This is a genomic window from Pseudomonas karstica (assembly GCF_009707515.1).
GTDB classification, from domain to species: domain Bacteria; phylum Pseudomonadota; class Gammaproteobacteria; order Pseudomonadales; family Pseudomonadaceae; genus Aquipseudomonas; species Aquipseudomonas karstica.
In genome coordinates this window covers 38,224-54,196 of sequence record NZ_WLYI01000009.1, presented here as the reverse complement: position 1 = coordinate 54,196, position 15,973 = coordinate 38,224, and the positions used below count along the sequence as shown (strand labels likewise).

Genomic DNA, 15,973 nt, shown 5'->3' with positions numbered 1-15,973 from the left:
TGGGTTTAGTGGGTGGTGATAACGCGGACCGTGACCGATCCTTGATACGTGACGCCGTCGGCATCGCGCTGGGCGTCTGCCTGCTCGACCCTGACCGATACGGCCCGGCCCACAGTCAACGGCATGCGGCGCTCATCCAGAGCCGCCACAACCTCGCCAAGAATGCGCTTCACCTCGGCCTGACCGTGGGCATCGGACCATACCGACAGATAGATCAGACGCCGCTGGCGTTTCCTGCCGGCGATAGGTGAGATGTTGGTGCTGATCTCCCGGTCAAACGACACATAAGGCATGTCGGTGTCCATGGGTGCGCCATCGAAAACAGGGCACGACACCTCGGCATCAAGGCGAGCAAACATCGCTTCCTGCAATGCAACCGACGGATCAGCCATTGGATAGCCCCTTGCTTGCCTTACTGAGTGTCCGACTTATTGCGGCCTGGATGTTGGCGATCACATACTCCCGGTTCACATCCTTCGCGGGCCGAAGCCATGGATGCGCTGGGCGCGCCGGGATATCCGGGTATTTGCCAAAGAAGTCGGCGCCATCGCTTTTGTTGGTCGGCCGGCGGTTTCGTCCACCAGACCGCTTAGGGCCTGAATATCCCTTGGTGCCGTATTCAACAAACTTGAGGTAGAAGAACCGGTTGTTATCCTTTTTGCCACGGATACCGATCTGCGCATCAAGCCCGCTTTTGGACACAAAAACCTTCAGAGCGGCAGCTGCCGCGCCCGTGTCTTTCGGGATCAGGTTCTTCATGGTGGAAAGAATACGTTCAGCACTGTCGCGCATCACCGGCGCCAGCTCGTTATCCATGGTCGCGTGGATGCTGCGTAGCGTCCGGCGCAATTTGAAGTCGCCAGACATGCGCGAGCGGCGGGCAGCCATGGCCTACTCCTTGGCCTTGGCGGCCTTTTCAGCAGCCGGGGCGGGAATAGAAACTTCCTCTACCAGGCCACGCGCCACCAGGTCAGCGCCAAGCTTGGCGTCGACCACAAAGTCTTCACCCTTCTCCCGATCGCCAGTGGCGCCGGACAAGGTTCCCAGGGCAATAACTTTCATGACTCACCTCTATGGGTTGGGTACGTTGGAACACGGCAGCCGGAGCATGGTGTTCTCGTTGTCAATCAGCGCAGCGCCGATCAGGTAGGTGGTGGTGATTCCTTTTTCCGTATGCACCAGGCGGTTGCCGGCCACCGCGTCAGCCCTGGGGCGGATGCGGATCTCGGCGATGATTACCGCCGTAAGCCTTTCAGCAATAGGCGCAATGCGGCCTGTCGGCATAGTGATCTCAGCCCACAGCTTGCCGACTTCGACCCAGGTGACATCGGAGCCGCCTGACTTGTTCTTGGTCAGCACCGGCCTGAACATGGTGCAGCGGTGACGCATTGGACCTGCTCTCATCAGAAACGCTTCCTGGGCCAGAGAAGACGGTCAACGGCCATAGGAACTGCCGATGAAATGGTGCCGATCACAACTGCCTCCCGGTTGGCGTACCAGTGACCGACCAGTAGCAACACCGCCTGTTCAACATCTGGGGTGAAGCCCATCTGCTCCGGCCCGGTCGGCACGGTATCCACCAGTTCCCGGTCACAGTGCATTGCTACATGGGACTTGGCCGCCTCGATGTATCCGGAAATGAGCGTGTCTTCCTCGTCACCGTCCACCCTCAGGTGGAGCTTCGCGCGTGCCATGTCGATCATCTACTTGTTCTCGTTTGGCTTGGACTGTTTGTTGGATTTTGGAGCGGCGCCGTCTTCGAGGGCTGCCAACCCCTTGCCGATCAGTTGGTGCCCGTATTCCTCGTCTTCAAGGTCCAGAACCTGGCCCGCAGACACTCGCCCGTTTTGAGTCTTGACCTTCTCGGGGTCGCCTTCGAAGCCCCACAAAACTTTAATATTCATGATGTTCACCTGAATAGTTGGGGCCCGAAGGCCCCTGCGAGAGCGGAGGTTTAGGCTGCGTAGTTGAAGCGACCTTTCACGAAGGCGTACTTCTTGCGCACCGCCAGGCCAAGACGCTCTTCCACCAGGATGGCGCGCTGGTTCTTGATGAAGTCATCGTTGATCATGCCGACCTTGATGGTGAAGCCCATGCGGTCGTAGATGCGTGCACCCTGCTGGAACGAGCCGGTCAGGAACTCGCCGCCAGTGGTTGCACCGTCGCCTTCGTCCATGCTGTCGGATGCAACGATTGGGCGCCCCCACAGCACCGGAGTCACCAGGCCTTGCAGGTTGGCGAACAGGTAACGGTTCTCGCCGTCCTTCTGCAGCTCGATGTTCATCCAATCCAGATCGGACATGACCACAGCATCGGCTGGCAGCTTGGACTGCTTGCGCGCCTGGTAGATCGCGCGGCGCACGGTGTCGATTGCGGTGTCGGTTGTCTTGCTGAGGGCCGGGTCGAACACAGTCGCCTGGGTCATGATGCCGTTCAGGTTGTTGCCGGTCCCGTCGCCTTTCAGCAACTGGCCTTCGCGCTTCAGTTCCAGGTCGAAGCGCAGCAGCTCCTGGATGTAGCTGTAGAGCTGCGGCACATCGTCGAGCGCCTCATCAGTCACCGGCATCCATACGGCGATTTTCTTGATGGTGTCGGTGACCTGCTCGAAGGTCACGTTACTGGTTGGCTTGGCCGTACCCTCAGCAACCATGCCAGCACCCAGGGTGTGCAGCAGCTCACGGAAATACGTGAACGCTTGCCCAGTGACTGGCGTGGTAGGAATCAGATCACGGATCAGCAGGTTCTGCCGCGGAGCCCCCTGAATTACCGGGTCGTACTGAGGGGCCACCAGACCTGCGCTGGTCACTTTCGTCTCGGACATGCTAGCCATGTCGGACTTGGTGATTTCAATTTCGGCAGAAGACTGGTTTTTCTGGGTCAGCGCCTGATACTTGTCGTTACCCTTAACGAAGTCGATGAAGCTCTTCTTCTCTGGGTTCTGGTTGCGCAGCTTAACGCCCTTCTCTTCAAGCTTTTGCACCTGTTCGATGACGCGCTCGATCTCACCCTTTTGGGTTTCGATCTGGGCCTTCATGGCGCCGGTGATGGTATTGCCCTTCTGAAGCTCATCGGCGACAGCGTCATACTTCACTTGCAGGCCGGTGAAGCCTTCTTTCAGCTTGGCTTCGAGCGAATCTTTTACTTCCTTAACTGGATCGGTCATGGCGACACTCCAAAGAATTGGTCAAATGTGATTGAGAGTTTCTTCAGCTCTTCCACGGTCGCCGTGGCCTCAGCGTCACCATCGCGGTGCACTGCGGGATAGCCGAGCGAGGCGACTGCCGCCGCCTCCTTTTGGGAAAGCCCCATGCGGTCGCGCAGGGCTTTCTCAAAAATTCTGATGTCCGACTTCACGTCGGTTACCTGTGCCTCTGGATTCATGCCGAACGGCACCAGGGATGCTTCCCAGAGCTCCGCCTGCTTGATAATCCGAACGCTTCGGCCTTCCCGCTCTTCGTAGGCCGCCAGGATCGTGTTGAAACCAATGGACATGCTGTCGAGCGTGCCTTCCTTCATCAACTCGTAGGCGTCACGGGCGTAGCTCACCGCCAGGTTGACCTTGCCCTTGATGTAGAGCCCGTGGTCGTCCTGTGAGAATTCAGCCGAACCCACAAGGCGAGTCAGATCATGGAACAGCGCCAACTTCAAACGACCCGCGCGCGTGGTCTTTACCTTGGTAAATGCACCAGGGAGGATCACGTCATCACCCAAGTCGATGTTGTTGAAAACTGCGGCGTAACCTTCAAAGTTTCCAAGCTCATCGCTGGCTTTCACCTCGAAGGGGACTTCAATCTTGCTTAGCATTGGTCTGCATCTCCCACCGGGTGACCCGGTCGTATTCTTCGCCAGCCAGCGGAGGAAGGTTTTCTTTGCGGCGAACCTCGTTGATGGTCATCCAGCCAGAGCCGCCGGAGCCGCCGAGGGCGCCCTTGTAGTAAGTGGCACGCCCCGCGCTATCAGCGCGCAGCAAGCCTTCGACGACAAACTCGACAAACAGCGCCGTTCCTGCGAACAGCTTGTCGTTGATCTCGTCCTCGATTGCTTTGATGTAAGGGCTCAGGCCGAACGTGATGAAGCCGCTGGTTTGCTGCTCCAGGTTCGACCCCATAATTGAGGTCTTCCCGGCACGGTTGGCCAGATACAGTGGGACGCCCCAGATTCCTGCGAGAGCCTCCTCCTGAAACTGCTGGGACTCGATGAACTGACTGTCCTTCTGGGTCATGCCCGCGGGCACGATGGTCGGTCCACCCTCGAGCAGGCCCATTTTCCCGATGTCTTCTACGTCTCCGTCGCGGATCTTCGGGAACTTGTTCAGTACCTGGTCGCGCTGCTCTGACGTGAGAAAATTCTCGTAGATGACGTAACCACCTGTGAAGCCGCCCTTGCGCATGAATCGCGCCGACCAGTCCTGCGCTGCCTTGGCCAGGCCCATCGCTTCCTTGTGAAACTCCACAGGGGAAAGCCCGGCGATTCCGTCCGCGCTGAACAGCTTGAAATGCAGCATGTTCTCGGGGGAAACCGGGAAGCGCTTACCCTTAAGCGTCACCCAGTAGAGAAGGTCGTCTGCTGTGTCGGTATCGATCTCGACTACATCCGCGCCAACCGGTACCAGACCAATGAAGTCGCCATTGTCTGCACGCTCAATCAACGCGTAGCCATTGCCGCGCAAGGCCATGTTCACCACAGCGGCCTTGATGAAGTTCAACATTGTCATGTAAGGGTTTGGCTTTGCCAGGATGCGAAGCGCACGCTTGTTGTCCTTCACAACAACCCGGCCGGTCGGCTGATCCTCGTAAAGCTTTAAGGGCAGCCCTGATACCGTCTCGCTCAGGATCTTGATGCACGACCAAACAATTGGAATTGCCAGGGCCTTCTTGGGAGTGATGACCGCGCCTGAACGCGTCTGTCCGCCGATGTCTGTTTGGACTTCAACGTATTCACCCGTCTTGGGATCGTTGAAGCCAAAGAAACTCCAGCTCATTGGGTTGTACCAGCGAGACGCCATATTGAGCCTATAGAAGTCCGGAGTATCCGTTTTTGAGGTAGTCGTCGATGTCGCCCTTGGCCTCTTCTGGAGATCCCAAGGTCGCGCCGAACGCCATTGCCAGTGCCGACATTCCGTCGATGCGGCCAGTGGCTTTGTCCTTAGCGAACTTGCGGTTGCCCGCCGGGTCTTTCTGGATCACCGCGTTGGATGCGCACATCGTGAGCACTGGGTGCATACCGTGGCTTAGCCTCCCGTTGAGAAGTTCCGATTCCAGCGCGTCGATGGCCGGGGTCATGTCCTTGTACCCTTGGCCATACTCGACCAGGGGCAGGGTCACGCCCTGGGCCTCCGCGTCACGCTTGAAGAGATCGATCCGGTATCGGTCGAAGGCAATGGCCTGGATATCGCCGCCGAGCTCGGCAAGAATCCGAGCGATGTCCGCGGCAACATACGCATAGTCCACAGTTGCCCCGGGCGTAGTCAGCAGCAGACCTTCCCGCGCCCACACCTCGTAGGCCTCCCTGTCACGCTTGGCGCGCTCAGCCAGCCCCTGCTCGGGTGTCCAGAAGAATGGCCAGACGCTCCAGTTGTTGCCTCGCTTTCCGATAACCACGAAGGCCGTTAGATCGGTCCTGAACGAAAGGTCGAGCCCGCCGTAAAGATCCATGCCGTCGGGACTATCTGGATCCTCGCCGCAGCCCACCCAGACCCCCTTGGAGACGAACACCGACACCGTCGACACTCGCTGATTCAGGCAAAGGTTCCGGAACGTGTTCTCCGAAGCAGGCATTCGGTTGGCTCGCTCGGCCTGTTTCTCAAGGTCAGCCAGCGAGCGGAACGAGCCGAGCGCGGGGTTTGCCGCCTTCCAGCCTGCTGGGTCAGTGACCTTGCAGTCTTTGGGCGCCTGGAAAACGTGACTGACGATGTGCGGGTCTTGCGACTTCTCGGCATCGTCGAGCCAAATACTGAACAGGTCGCTGTCTTGGGCGGCCTGGGTGCTGATCGCAATCAACAGCGGAGCAGCGTGGGCGCCCTGGGCTGTCGTGATTGCGTCAATGAAATCGCTTTGCGGTCCACGCACCTGGCCGATTTCGTCGAGGATCGCCAGGATCGGCGATAGCCCATGAGCCGTTTTCCCTTCGGCGGAAAGCGCCCGGTACTCGACGTTAAGCGGCGTGCCGATCAACGTCTTGCTGCTGGGTACGATGTGAATCAAAGACTGCAGCTCGGGGTTGAGCTGGATCATCTTCACGGCCAGCTTGAACACCAGGCCGGCCTGCTCACGACTCATTGCACCCGATACGATCTGTGAATTCTGTACAGCTTCTGGGCCCACGATGTGAGCCAGCAGGATGCCGGCTATCAAGCCAGTCTTACCGTTCTTGCGAGCAATGCTAAGGAAGGCAGTGCTGGTGCCATGCTGGTTGTCGTAGACATCCAGAATGAAGTCTTTCTGGAACTGGTCGAGTACTAGGGCCTTCCCAATGTGCTGCCCTTCTGGAACCCGGCAGTACTTCTCAATGAAGGCGATGACCTTTTCGCCCCGCGTCCTGCGCTTGACTGCCATCAGTGCATAGCCCTCGGAATGAGATCCTCGTCGTCCTGCTCAGCAAGTACCTTCTCCGCGGCTCGCTGCTTGGTGGCTTTCTTGCCCTGGTCGCGGGATTCACCCTGTGTCGCCTGGGCATGCACTTGCAGGGTCCGGCTCAACGCCACAGCTCGGCGACTCAATGTCTCAAGCAGGTTATGTTTGGGGTTGATCACCTGGGTGCCGCGATCATTTGTCAGCACGTCACCCTCAACATCGATCTCCTTCTGGAGCCGTTCAATGTCGGAAAGGCATCGGGCCAGGTTTCCGGCCAGCACCAGGTCGGAGTCGGTCCAGCTCTCTCGCGTGCGTGCGCGCACAATGGAATTCCAAAACGGTTTGTCGGCCGTGCGGATGTTGACGAAACTTGGAGGCTTGATCGGACCAGCGGCAGCGGCCTGCATAGCAGTAACCGCCGATGTCGCGCTATCGGAGCGGCTACGCTTGGCTGTCATAGATTTTCTCAATGCTGCCGCGATGTGTTTTGGCGGCGTTTTCCGGGTTAGGAATGAAGGAAGGAGTCGAGGGCGGTCCTATGAGGCGGAAAACCTCATAATTCACCCTCCCCCCTGGGCCACAGGCGTGCTACAAGTCGAATCGACCATAGATTCGATCAATCGCGGTTCCAGTGATGATTCGGGTCGACCGGGATGCCTGACACGTCATGCCCTGGCAATATCCCTGTCCTCTCCTGCCTCTGCTTGGCTCCGTCATGGCATGGCTTGCAAAGGCTTTGCAGGTTCAAGGCATCAAAGAACAGTTCCTCGTCGCCCTTGTGTGGCCTGATGTGGTCGACGGTATCGGCAGCCTCGACCGTTCCCAGCGCACGACACAGACGGCAGGTAGGCTCAGCCTGTAGCTGATGCCATCGCAGTCGGTACCAGCGCTTGGTCTTGTAGAGGTGATGCCAGGGCGAGGTGCTGGCCATCAGTCAGCATTCCGGCCAGGCAACTTGAAGCCAGTGACCCTATCAGCAAAGGCGCGGACCTTATCCACGCCCAGCAATCCCACCATGCCGCCGATAAGGCTAGCCGCTGACTGCGGGATGCCGAGCAGCTCAAGGCCGGACAGCATCGACAACGTGATGCAGCCACACAGCAGACTTTCAAAGAACGCTGCCTTGCGTGTGCCGCCACCGTAGATGATCCGCAGTGCAGAGATCGATATCGCAAAGCCTGCGGCGTAAAAGGCCGGGGCGTGCTGACTCAGCCACGCGAGTAAAAAAACCCAGGTGTCTGGCTTATCGGGCATGTTGGACATCTCGGTTCCTCCCCGTCAGGGAGTTATGAATAAAACCCGCTCAGTGGCGGATAGTGGCTCCGTGCTATCGTTCTGTTTCCACACCGAACGAACCATGGAGCATCAGTGATGAAGGTAAGCGTTAAGTGCAAGAAGTGCGGCAGTGACCAGTTCGAGATTCCGGCCAGGCCGACAAACTCCTCGAAGATCACCTGCGGCAAGTGCGGCGCCGTCGAAACTTACGGAAACGTCATGAAGGCTGTTGGCAACAAGGTCACGGAAGACCTGAAGCGGCAACTCGGGAAAATGTTCAAGTGACTGCATAGCTTCAATCAGTGGGAGGAGCAGGTCTTCTGCGCCTTCTACGCTCACTTCAATCTCGAGCTTTGCCATACAGCCTCCAGAAACGAAAAAGCCCAGCACGATGGCTGGGCTCTGAATCTTGGTCATAAAAAACCCGGCTCAGACATGGCCGGGTTTTTTAAGTTCTAGTAGATCAGCGAGAGCGAGCTACCAGCTTAGGGGTGTCAATTCCAAGACGTACGCATGCGGCCTGCAGGCTGTCATCAGCCTCCTTAAAACGGCGCAGTTGTTCCAGCGAAAGATCAAGATTCGGCTTGACATCGTGGTTACTGTTGAACGCTTTGTTACTCAGCGCGAACGTCTTCATCTGTAGCTCCTTGGTCGGGGAAAACGGGAAAAATACAATCTTTATTCCCGTAATATGCCTCTTTCAAATGCTGTAGGTGATGCTGGTAGGAGACATCTTCAAGCACTAGCGACGCATCGCTGAGGCTAGACCATCCCAGCCTCTGAAGCAGAGCATCGAACAACTCATCAAAAATCTTGATCTTATCCTGCAGTGACTGCTTTACAGGATCGCCATCCTTCAAGCTCTCGGCAAAGCAATAGTAATCACCATTACCACCACAAGTCTGACGTGGTCGGTGGTACATCAGGACCGCAGGCTTCAGAGGCATAAGCGCCTTAACGTGCGGTACCGGCCACAACCAGAACCAAAGCCATAATGTCGCAGCAGCACTCATTACATATCGGCCGATAGTGATCTCTACTTGAGCCTTCGTACTCACGATAGCTCGGAGAAGGGCAATTAGCGAATCAACCTCACCTCCACCGTTATGGCGAATGTGAATCTCTATCAGAGCCTCAGTACCAGCATTGTTTAGCGCCTCAATCAGAGGGCTAACAGTTTCGACACTCACTACGCTTTTGAGTTCGATTACCGTGCGCTCAAGCAACTCTTCATTAGCAGCCTTGACCGCCGTAACCACTCCGCCATCCATACTGAGTATCGCCTTAATCTTGGGGTGGCGATATTACCCATGGATCCAGGCAACCGCAATGGCGTTACGCCATCTTTACATTCGCAAAAAACCCGGCTTTCATGGCCGGGTTTCCTCTTCAATCCCTTTAACGCGCAGGGATCAGATGATGGACGGCAATTTCGCCCATTTGCTCACCACTGTCAAGTGACTTAATCAATGAGCTGCTCCTTATCCAGAATTTCAGTCACATGAACTACTGCGCCCTCCTCCATCGCATCCAAGCGCTTGTGGATTCCAAGCCTCCAGCGCCCGCGGGTGGAGTCAGGGCGAGCCTCAACGTCCCAGGTGTTGATGTCGTAGAACTCGTCTGGAAGGATCGCCACGTCGGTCGATCGCTTGCCTTGCTTGCCCTTCATCTTCGGGATAAACCACACCGTGGTTGCCTTGTAAATGAACAGGGCGGGCGCCGGCGAGATGATGCGGGGGATCGTCCGGGAGATGGCTCCGACACGGTTACCTTTGCTGGTCGAGTACCGCCCAACCAAGATATCCCAGTGGCCGGCGCTCAACTCGCGGTGCAAGAGCGCATGCAGGCAGCAGTCGTAATCGAACTGATCACGGGCAGAGAGCAGCGCCCTGAACCCGCCAGTCCGCGGACCCGAATCGATCAGCTTTTGCCAGCTCTGCTTGGTGGAGTTGTCGATGTTGTCGGCGGCCAGCACACGAACGATTGCCGACATCACGTTTCGGTAGATCGCCGGGCTGAAGTCCGCCAGCATCTTGCGCGGCAATGCCGCCGTTACGTTACTCATAGCGTGGCACTCCGAACTTTCAGATATTCATTAGGGTTCATGTCGTTGCGGGCCTGAGCCGATACGGCGTGACGCCAAGTCCGATACGACTCCGCCGGCGAACTACCCACGCCGACCCAAGGAAGCCCCTTAGCAAAGCACCAGAAGGTTCCACCGCGACTGATGATGGTCGCTTTCTGGGGTTTTCCAGTGAAGGAAGTCTTCCGGTGTCCAAGCCAGTTCTTCACCGAGGGCCAGATGATCGCCTGTTCTGGCTTCGCGAAGTTCGTCTTCCCGTTATTCGGGTGGACCTCGGCCAGCCCATAATCCTCATTGGCTACCCACAGCCTGAACCCGCTGGGTACGTGAATAAGGTCGAAGCCTTTCCTCGCCCAACCCCAGTCATCTGGGCAATCCCGGATCGACCCGGCGATGCGCTCAGCTTCGGGATATTTGGGAGCCTCAACGACAATTGACCCCAATGGCAGAACAGTGGGCTTGCCGGCTTCTATCGCAGCTTGCAAAGCGCCCAGTGATTCACCTGCGACAAAGGGGGCGGGAGTGATGCTGCGCCCAAGCAAGCGATCGAGCAGCTTAAAATTTCTCATCGGTCTTCCTCCCTTTGCCGTACTTGCTGGCATAGCTCGACCGACCCATCTCGACCTCTTCATTGCTGGGCGGCTTGCCCTCGAAGTCGACGAAACGGACGTACTTGCCTTGCTGCTGGACCATGCACGAGCCCACGCGGGCGTGACGGACCTTGCCCACGATCAGCTCGGTGACGCCGTTCTGGCCCTCTTCGCTATCCATGTCCTTGTGCACCAGGATCACCACGTCGGCGTCCTGCTCGATCTGACCGGAGTCGCGGATATCGCTTGGGCGCGGGCGTTTGTCTGGGCGGTTGGTCGAGCCACGATTGAGTTGGGCCAGCACGATTACCGGGATCTTAAGTTCCTTGGCCAGGTTCTTCAGTGCCGTGGATATCTTCCCGACCTCCAGGGACCGGTTCGAGCTGCTCTCGGCGCTGATCAGCTGAACGTAATCGACCAGCAACACGTTGAGACCTTCACGGCGCTGGCATTGGCGGGAAATTGAGCGAATGCGGGGCATCGTCATGCCTGCCTGATCGTTGACGAACAGGTTTGCTTGGTTGAGGACGTTCACCGCACCAGTCAGCTTGGGCCAGTCGTCATCCTCCAACTCGCCACTGTCCAACTTGCTCAGGTTGACGCTACCAAGCGATGCCAGGCCGCGCGTTATGAGCTCCTCCTTGGTCATCTCCATGCTGAACGCCAAACCCGCGCCGCCGAGCTTGCAGGTGACGTGCTGGGCGATTTGCAGGCCGAGGATTGTCTTGCCGGAACCAGTGAGCCCGCCGACGACGATCATGTTGCCGGGACGTAGCCCACGCACCAGCTCATCAAGATCTTTCAGCCCAGTGGAAAGCCCGGTAGGCATCGTCTTGTTGAACTTCGAGTCGATGGTGTCAACTACGGTGGTCAGAATGTCGCTGGCCTTGTAGTAATCCTGCTGGCCGTCGTCGTCCAGATCGCGCAGATCCGCGGTCGCCTGCTGGGCCATGGCGATAATCTCGGAGAGCGGGCGCTCTTCGTTGGCAGTGTCATTGATCACATAGGCAGCGCTCACAATCTGGCGCAGAACTGCCCGCTCCCGAACAATGCGAGCGTAAGCCCTCCAGTTGGCGGCGCTCGGCACCTTCATTGCTACCTCGCCGGCGTGCACCATCGTCAGCTTGCCGCTGGGTAAGCTCTGGCGGCGATCACTCAAGGTAACAATGTCGATGGGCGTTCCGGCCGCATGACAATCAATCATGACCTGATACAGCGCAGCGCTCTCCAAGTCGTGGAAGTCGGCCACGCTGACTTTGCTGATAATTTCATCAGTCAGGTCTGGCTTGAGCATGATTGCCCCGAGGATGCCGAACTCAGCCTCTTCGCTGAACAGTTCGCGGCTCATACAGCACCCCGCGCAGAAGCCCAACGGAACACAACGACGATGCCGCTCTTGTCCCGCAGCCGGTCAACAGCACGATCGCCCAGGCACTGCCGCAGTTCGGTCACGCCGAGGTTGCTCACTACGATGGTCGGCTTGAACAGCTTCTCGTACCGGCCGTTGATCACTTCGAACAGCACCTGGCGCTCGAAGTCAGTCCCGTGCTGAACGCCAACCTCATCGATGACCAGCAGATCGGGGCGGATCAGGTCGGCGTAGATGTCAGCCTCGGTACGCCCGCGGTTGCCGAAGGTGGCCTTTACGTCGCGGATGATTGAGCCGGCGGTGGCGTAGAGCCCGCGAAGGCCAGCGTGGGCGTGCTGTCGAATCACCGCCTGCAGCATTGCGGTGCCCAGGTGCGTTTTGCCGGTGCCCACCGTGCCCAGCAGCATTGCGGATCGTCCTGCACCAAAGTTTTCCTCGAACGCCTCCACGAATCCACTGCACGCGGCAAGCGCCTGGACCTGTGCAGGCGCTTCAGCGCTCCAATTGGACAATGTGCAGCCCGTGAACCGCTCCGGTATGCCAGCGTCGAGCAGGCACTCGTTCAGCAGCCTGTCCCGCTGGATACCCGCCGCCTTCGAGCGCTGATCAAGGTCTTGCGAGTGGCGAGCGTCGAAGTGGCAACGCGGGCAACCGAGCCAGACTGGGTCGGCGCCGAACTGCTGTACCAAGTTGTCAGGAAAGCGGCCATGCTCACGGCAATCGCCCGCCCGAGTTTCCAGGGTGTACTTGGGTTTTGTGGTCATGGGGTCACGCTCGCAATTCGATAGGTGCCGTCGGCCTGCCGTTCAAGGCCGTCTTCATGGTTGATCTGGTCGAGGTTGTTGTGTCGAGACTTCTTGCCGCCGGAGCTTGTCAGTTCATCAGTCCAGCGCTCGCCGTTAATCCAGGTAGCGCCATTCGGAATGTAACGACCACCGTCCTTGGCCCAATCATCGGAACTGCAGTGGTTACCCAGTGACTCGATCATGGTCTGGCGCAGGGTTTCGTTTGGCTTCAACTTTGCCCAGGCCTTGAGAGCTTCCTTGCGGCTTTTTTTCTTCGGATAGAGTTTCCAGAACTGATTAAACCCTTCTTCCAAAATCGCTTTTTCACCACCCGATGCTGAAGAGGGTTTAATGCTCTTTGTATTGTTGCTGTGTGTATTGCTCCCCTGCGTGTTTTCCGAAGGGGGTTCGCCGTCTTTTCCGAAGGGGTTCGCAGCGTTTCCCGAAGGGGTATTCGGAAAACCGAAGGGGTCAATAAGCCGCAGACGGCGCTCTACAACTCGCTTGCCCTCGCGGATCAATTCCACCCGCAGATGCCCCTTATCAACCAGCCCGCTGATGATCTCCGAAACCCTGGAGATAGACAGATCGAAGAATTCGGCGAAGTGTGCATTCGTTGCGTAGCATCCGCGCGGACCAGTCTCCAGGCTGGATATCTCGCCCAGCATGACCTTCTCGTTTGGCGACAGCGTCCGATCAAGCCAGCGCTCGGCGGGGATCCAGACCCCCTGGAATTTGCGTGGAGAGTCAGTAGTCATATGTTCAGCTCCCGCGTAACCCGGCGTACGAAGTCGTCATAGGCCTCAGACATGACGAAGCCCGCCTGCTCCAGCATCTCGCGGTGAGCCTTGGCGCCGCTGTACATCAGCCAGCGCTTCTGTTCCGGCAGTTCGGCGAACGCGGCATAGCTCGGCCATGGCCCGACGATTACCGACGCTGTACGAGCCTCCTGGAGGGGGGCATGAGGGCTTAGGATGGTCATTGCAGCGTCTCCCCAGCCGGACGCACGCCAGCGCGCGCAGCTTCCTCAGGGCCGGCGCCCAGCCTCAATACCAGAACACGAAGAGCCATATTCGCGTTGGCGATGGACGCAGACAGATTCCAGGCAGTTTCCGCGTCAAGGCGCAGATCCTGCGCGTGAGACAGCTCATCGTATGCGTCATCTGTAAGGTTGAAGCCCATCGCGACCAACGTGAAGTTGTCGAACTGCTCGAAGTAAGCCTGATCGTGGTGAGCTTGACGCTCGGCTTTAAGTTGAGATTTCATGCTTCACCCCCATCGTTCGGAATGCCGTACTTCTCGCGCAAGCGGCGGGTTTGCTCAGTCTGGATTTCACGCGGCTCTACACCGATGATTCGGCGAGCCAATACCCGAGCGCATATCTGCGCCTCAAGCGCGCTCCCGAACGCTTCCTGCTGATTGAAGTGCCAGTTGTCGCGAGACTCTTGATCGTCCGGGCAACCGATCATCTCGACCGCGCTGTCGAGCTGCTCCCAAATGCGATAGGCGAGCTGTTCGTTCGTGAGAAGGCTCATGGTTTCGTCGTTGATGTGCACGGTCGCTTGAGGCTGCGGGAAGTTGAGCACGTTGTTCATTGAGGCACCTTCTGGACCAGGCGGAACCGGCCCTCAAAATATGGGTGGGTCGCCTGGGTGGCGGTGACCATCGTGGATTCGAATACGAAGCGGTGGAATGCGGCCGTGACATGGCTCTTTGACCAGACCAGGTACTGGGAGCCCAGCGCTTCCTCGTGGCCATTGCGGACCATGCCGGCGGGGTTTGGCTGGTTTGGCCAGACCTTCAGCACGTAGTCGACGACAGCGCCAGACAGGCCGTGGCGCGCCAGCATGGTTTCCTTGATACGGGTCAGTGACTGGCAGTTCTGCGGGCAGTGGCCCCACACGGTTGTCTGGCTCAAGTCCTCGACGCGGCGCTCGATCCGCTCCAGCGCCACCTGCTGCTCACGCTGCTGTCGCTCGACGGCCACTAGGTGGTTCGCGTTGGCGGCGGTGATCTCGGCCTGGGTCATTGGGCGGGCAGCCTGCGCCTCCAGCTCGAGCCAACGCTTGATTACCGCCATCCGCATAGCGGCGCTGTAGCCCGTCAACAAGCAGTCGGTATGTTCGTGATCGAGCAGGTACTCGACTTGCTGCCGATTCATGCTGTCGAGATAGATCCCCTGAAAAGTCAGGACATCTATTTTCAGCTCAGAAAGCATGCTGCGGATATCAGCCATGACGTTGTCGTGGCGCTTCCCCGTAAGCTCGGCGATTTCGCGGGAGGACATAGTGACGGCATCGCTGCCTTGGAATTTGGCGATGGTCATGGGCGAGCCTCCGCAGAGTTCATGATTTCGCAGAAGTCGTCGTGTGCCTGACCGCTGATCAGCAAAACCGCCCGCATGACCGCATCAACGTCCAGATGGTCAAGCTGAGGCGCCGGTTCACTGTCACGCAGCGCCTCGTTGCTGATGAGGATCTTGCTCAGTTGGTTTATCGTGAGCAGCGCGTTTTCCAAGCGATCTGGAAGGATGGTTTTACGACTCATGTCCAGCCACCCCGCTTTCGCGCGCCACGTTTTCGGATTGCGAGATTTGTGGCGCGGGTACAAGGGATGCGATCTTCTTGAACTGCTCAAACGCATCGTCCAGGGTGGCGCGGCCGGAATCGTCGAAATACTTCACCAGATCAGTAAGTGCCGGTACATCGCGACCGCCGCCGCTTTCAGCGTCGCGGGCGATGGCGCGGGCGACGGCTGCAACCCAACTGCAAATGTCAGCGTGTGCCAGCATCTGAAATTCGGCCTCTTCAACCAGTTCTTTGATTTGCTCTGTAAGAGTGTTCATGCTTGCTCCCTCTCTGCAATTTCAGAGGGAAGGCCGCGCTGAACGGACCAGAGAATGGCGCTCACGCTTTCGGCCACAAACTGCAATGTCGCCATGCCGTCGGTGTAGGTCATCTCACCGTAGTTCAGGCTGTCATGCATGTGCTGACAAATCTGGCCGAGCCCGGAAGCGAGAGTGCGCGCCTGCTGAATTGCGTCACGGGAGTCAATTCCCGCAACAACCTGGAGCATCTGGGTGCCCGTGTTGCTTATGGGCGTATTGCAGAAATCCACTTGAGTTGTGATCGAGTCTTGCGCTATATTCTGATTGTTGCTATTTTTTGGGTGCATGAAATCGTCTCCTAAGGACGAAGATTCAAAAAGTCCATTGGCGTGGACTGGTTAAGAAGGCTCGCGAATGCGGGCCTTTTTGTTGCCTGCGATTTAGCCAGACAACAAAAACTGTGAAGGTGGGT

Annotated in this window: 28 protein-coding genes; 1 reads left to right on the top strand and 27 read right to left on the bottom strand. The window is 57.9% G+C overall.

All coding sequences use genetic code 11. The features are described from left to right. Positions 1–5: 5 nt before the first annotated feature. The 13 genes from GIR22_RS08600 to GIR22_RS08545 form a co-directional block, all read right to left on the bottom strand. Positions 6–392 (bottom strand): DUF3168 domain-containing protein, encoded by a 387-nt coding sequence (locus GIR22_RS08600; RefSeq protein WP_154742923.1) that lies wholly within the window; start codon positions 390–392, stop codon positions 6–8. Beyond that, on the bottom strand, positions 385–888 hold the full coding sequence (locus GIR22_RS08595; protein ID WP_154742922.1) for an HK97-gp10 family putative phage morphogenesis protein: 504 nt from the start codon (positions 886–888) through the stop codon (positions 385–387). The genes GIR22_RS08600 and GIR22_RS08595 overlap by 8 nt, the downstream gene beginning before the upstream one ends. Positions 889–891: 3 nt before the next feature. Further along, on the bottom strand, positions 892–1,062 hold the full coding sequence (locus GIR22_RS25945) for a hypothetical protein (protein ID WP_178122160.1): 171 nt from the start codon (positions 1,060–1,062) through the stop codon (positions 892–894). 9 nt (positions 1,063–1,071) lie between these two features. Continuing rightward, the gene (locus GIR22_RS08590; RefSeq protein WP_178122159.1) at positions 1,072–1,404 is read right to left on the bottom strand and encodes a head-tail adaptor protein; all 333 of its coding nucleotides are present in this window, start codon (positions 1,402–1,404) and stop codon (positions 1,072–1,074) included. After that, positions 1,404–1,703: a head-tail connector protein gene (locus GIR22_RS08585; RefSeq protein ID WP_154742921.1), complete on the bottom strand. Its 300-nt coding sequence runs from the start codon at positions 1,701–1,703 to the stop codon at positions 1,404–1,406. Before GIR22_RS08585 ends, GIR22_RS08590 begins: the two co-directional genes overlap by 1 nt. Further along, entirely contained in the window at positions 1,704–1,904 is a 201-nt protein-coding gene (locus tag GIR22_RS08580) for a hypothetical protein (RefSeq protein WP_154742920.1), read from the bottom strand. Positions 1,905–1,954: 50 nt separating this feature from the next. Then, positions 1,955–3,163: a phage major capsid protein gene (locus GIR22_RS08575; protein ID WP_154742919.1), complete on the bottom strand. Its 1,209-nt coding sequence runs from the start codon at positions 3,161–3,163 to the stop codon at positions 1,955–1,957. Continuing rightward, positions 3,160–3,804: an HK97 family phage prohead protease gene (locus GIR22_RS08570; protein ID WP_154742918.1), complete on the bottom strand. Its 645-nt coding sequence runs from the start codon at positions 3,802–3,804 to the stop codon at positions 3,160–3,162. Before GIR22_RS08570 ends, GIR22_RS08575 begins: the two co-directional genes overlap by 4 nt. Then, entirely contained in the window at positions 3,788–5,005 is a 1,218-nt protein-coding gene (locus GIR22_RS08565; protein WP_154742917.1) for a phage portal protein, read from the bottom strand. The genes GIR22_RS08570 and GIR22_RS08565 overlap by 17 nt, the downstream gene beginning before the upstream one ends. A gap of 7 nt (positions 5,006–5,012) precedes the next feature. After that, positions 5,013–6,554, bottom strand: a complete 1,542-nt coding sequence (locus tag GIR22_RS08560) for a terminase large subunit (protein WP_154742916.1) — start codon at positions 6,552–6,554, stop codon at positions 5,013–5,015. After that, positions 6,554–7,030: a TerS protein gene (locus GIR22_RS08555; RefSeq protein WP_154742915.1), complete on the bottom strand. Its 477-nt coding sequence runs from the start codon at positions 7,028–7,030 to the stop codon at positions 6,554–6,556. Before GIR22_RS08555 ends, GIR22_RS08560 begins: the two co-directional genes overlap by 1 nt. 158 nt (positions 7,031–7,188) lie before the next feature. Then, positions 7,189–7,503 (bottom strand): HNH endonuclease, encoded by a 315-nt coding sequence (locus tag GIR22_RS08550; protein WP_154742914.1) that lies wholly within the window; start codon positions 7,501–7,503, stop codon positions 7,189–7,191. Further along, on the bottom strand, positions 7,503–7,835 hold the full coding sequence (locus GIR22_RS08545) for a phage holin, lambda family (RefSeq protein ID WP_154742913.1): 333 nt from the start codon (positions 7,833–7,835) through the stop codon (positions 7,503–7,505). Before GIR22_RS08545 ends, GIR22_RS08550 begins: the two co-directional genes overlap by 1 nt. Before the next feature lie 108 nt (positions 7,836–7,943). Here GIR22_RS08545 and GIR22_RS26730 point away from each other — a divergent pair, with 108 nt between their 5' ends. Continuing rightward, complete coding sequence (locus GIR22_RS26730) at positions 7,944–8,132, top strand: ECs_2282 family putative zinc-binding protein (RefSeq protein ID WP_425502932.1); 189 nt, start codon at positions 7,944–7,946, stop codon at positions 8,130–8,132. A 178-nt stretch (positions 8,133–8,310) separates the two neighbouring features. Here GIR22_RS26730 and GIR22_RS08535 read toward each other — a convergent pair whose 3' ends face one another. From GIR22_RS08535 to GIR22_RS08470, 14 genes are all read right to left on the bottom strand, one after another. Continuing rightward, a complete protein-coding gene (locus GIR22_RS08535; RefSeq protein WP_154742911.1) occupies positions 8,311–8,484 on the bottom strand; it encodes a hypothetical protein in 174 nt (57 codons plus the stop codon). Beyond that, positions 8,462–9,118, bottom strand: a complete 657-nt coding sequence (locus tag GIR22_RS08530) for a Clp protease/crotonase-like domain-containing protein (protein WP_154742910.1) — start codon at positions 9,116–9,118, stop codon at positions 8,462–8,464. Before GIR22_RS08530 ends, GIR22_RS08535 begins: the two co-directional genes overlap by 23 nt. Positions 9,119–9,309: 191 nt before the next feature. Then, positions 9,310–9,912: a hypothetical protein gene (locus tag GIR22_RS08525; protein ID WP_154742909.1), complete on the bottom strand. Its 603-nt coding sequence runs from the start codon at positions 9,910–9,912 to the stop codon at positions 9,310–9,312. Continuing rightward, entirely contained in the window at positions 9,909–10,499 is a 591-nt protein-coding gene (locus GIR22_RS08520) for a hypothetical protein (protein WP_154742908.1), read from the bottom strand. Before GIR22_RS08520 ends, GIR22_RS08525 begins: the two co-directional genes overlap by 4 nt. Beyond that, positions 10,486–11,868 carry a replicative DNA helicase gene (locus tag GIR22_RS08515; protein ID WP_154742907.1) on the bottom strand — a complete coding sequence of 461 codons (1,383 nt, stop codon included), beginning with the start codon at positions 11,866–11,868 and terminating at the stop codon, positions 10,486–10,488. The genes GIR22_RS08520 and GIR22_RS08515 overlap by 14 nt, the downstream gene beginning before the upstream one ends. Further along, complete coding sequence (locus GIR22_RS08510) at positions 11,865–12,653, bottom strand: ATP-binding protein (RefSeq protein WP_154742906.1); 789 nt, start codon at positions 12,651–12,653, stop codon at positions 11,865–11,867. Before GIR22_RS08510 ends, GIR22_RS08515 begins: the two co-directional genes overlap by 4 nt. Further along, positions 12,650–13,432 (bottom strand): helix-turn-helix domain-containing protein, encoded by a 783-nt coding sequence (locus GIR22_RS08505; RefSeq protein ID WP_154742905.1) that lies wholly within the window; start codon positions 13,430–13,432, stop codon positions 12,650–12,652. Before GIR22_RS08505 ends, GIR22_RS08510 begins: the two co-directional genes overlap by 4 nt. Further along, positions 13,429–13,656: a hypothetical protein gene (locus GIR22_RS08500; RefSeq protein ID WP_154742904.1), complete on the bottom strand. Its 228-nt coding sequence runs from the start codon at positions 13,654–13,656 to the stop codon at positions 13,429–13,431. The genes GIR22_RS08505 and GIR22_RS08500 overlap by 4 nt, the downstream gene beginning before the upstream one ends. Beyond that, a complete protein-coding gene (locus GIR22_RS08495; protein ID WP_154742903.1) occupies positions 13,653–13,940 on the bottom strand; it encodes a hypothetical protein in 288 nt (95 codons plus the stop codon). Before GIR22_RS08495 ends, GIR22_RS08500 begins: the two co-directional genes overlap by 4 nt. Further along, complete coding sequence (locus GIR22_RS08490) at positions 13,937–14,269, bottom strand: hypothetical protein (protein ID WP_154742902.1); 333 nt, start codon at positions 14,267–14,269, stop codon at positions 13,937–13,939. Before GIR22_RS08490 ends, GIR22_RS08495 begins: the two co-directional genes overlap by 4 nt. Continuing rightward, a complete protein-coding gene (locus GIR22_RS08485; protein WP_246208124.1) occupies positions 14,266–15,000 on the bottom strand; it encodes a Rha family transcriptional regulator in 735 nt (244 codons plus the stop codon). Before GIR22_RS08485 ends, GIR22_RS08490 begins: the two co-directional genes overlap by 4 nt. Next, positions 14,997–15,221, bottom strand: a complete 225-nt coding sequence (locus GIR22_RS08480; protein ID WP_154742901.1) for a hypothetical protein — start codon at positions 15,219–15,221, stop codon at positions 14,997–14,999. The genes GIR22_RS08485 and GIR22_RS08480 overlap by 4 nt, the downstream gene beginning before the upstream one ends. Next, entirely contained in the window at positions 15,211–15,519 is a 309-nt protein-coding gene (locus tag GIR22_RS08475; protein WP_154742900.1) for a hypothetical protein, read from the bottom strand. Before GIR22_RS08475 ends, GIR22_RS08480 begins: the two co-directional genes overlap by 11 nt. Then, positions 15,516–15,848: a hypothetical protein gene (locus tag GIR22_RS08470; protein WP_154742899.1), complete on the bottom strand. Its 333-nt coding sequence runs from the start codon at positions 15,846–15,848 to the stop codon at positions 15,516–15,518. The genes GIR22_RS08475 and GIR22_RS08470 overlap by 4 nt, the downstream gene beginning before the upstream one ends. Between the last annotated feature and the right edge of the window lie 125 nt (positions 15,849–15,973).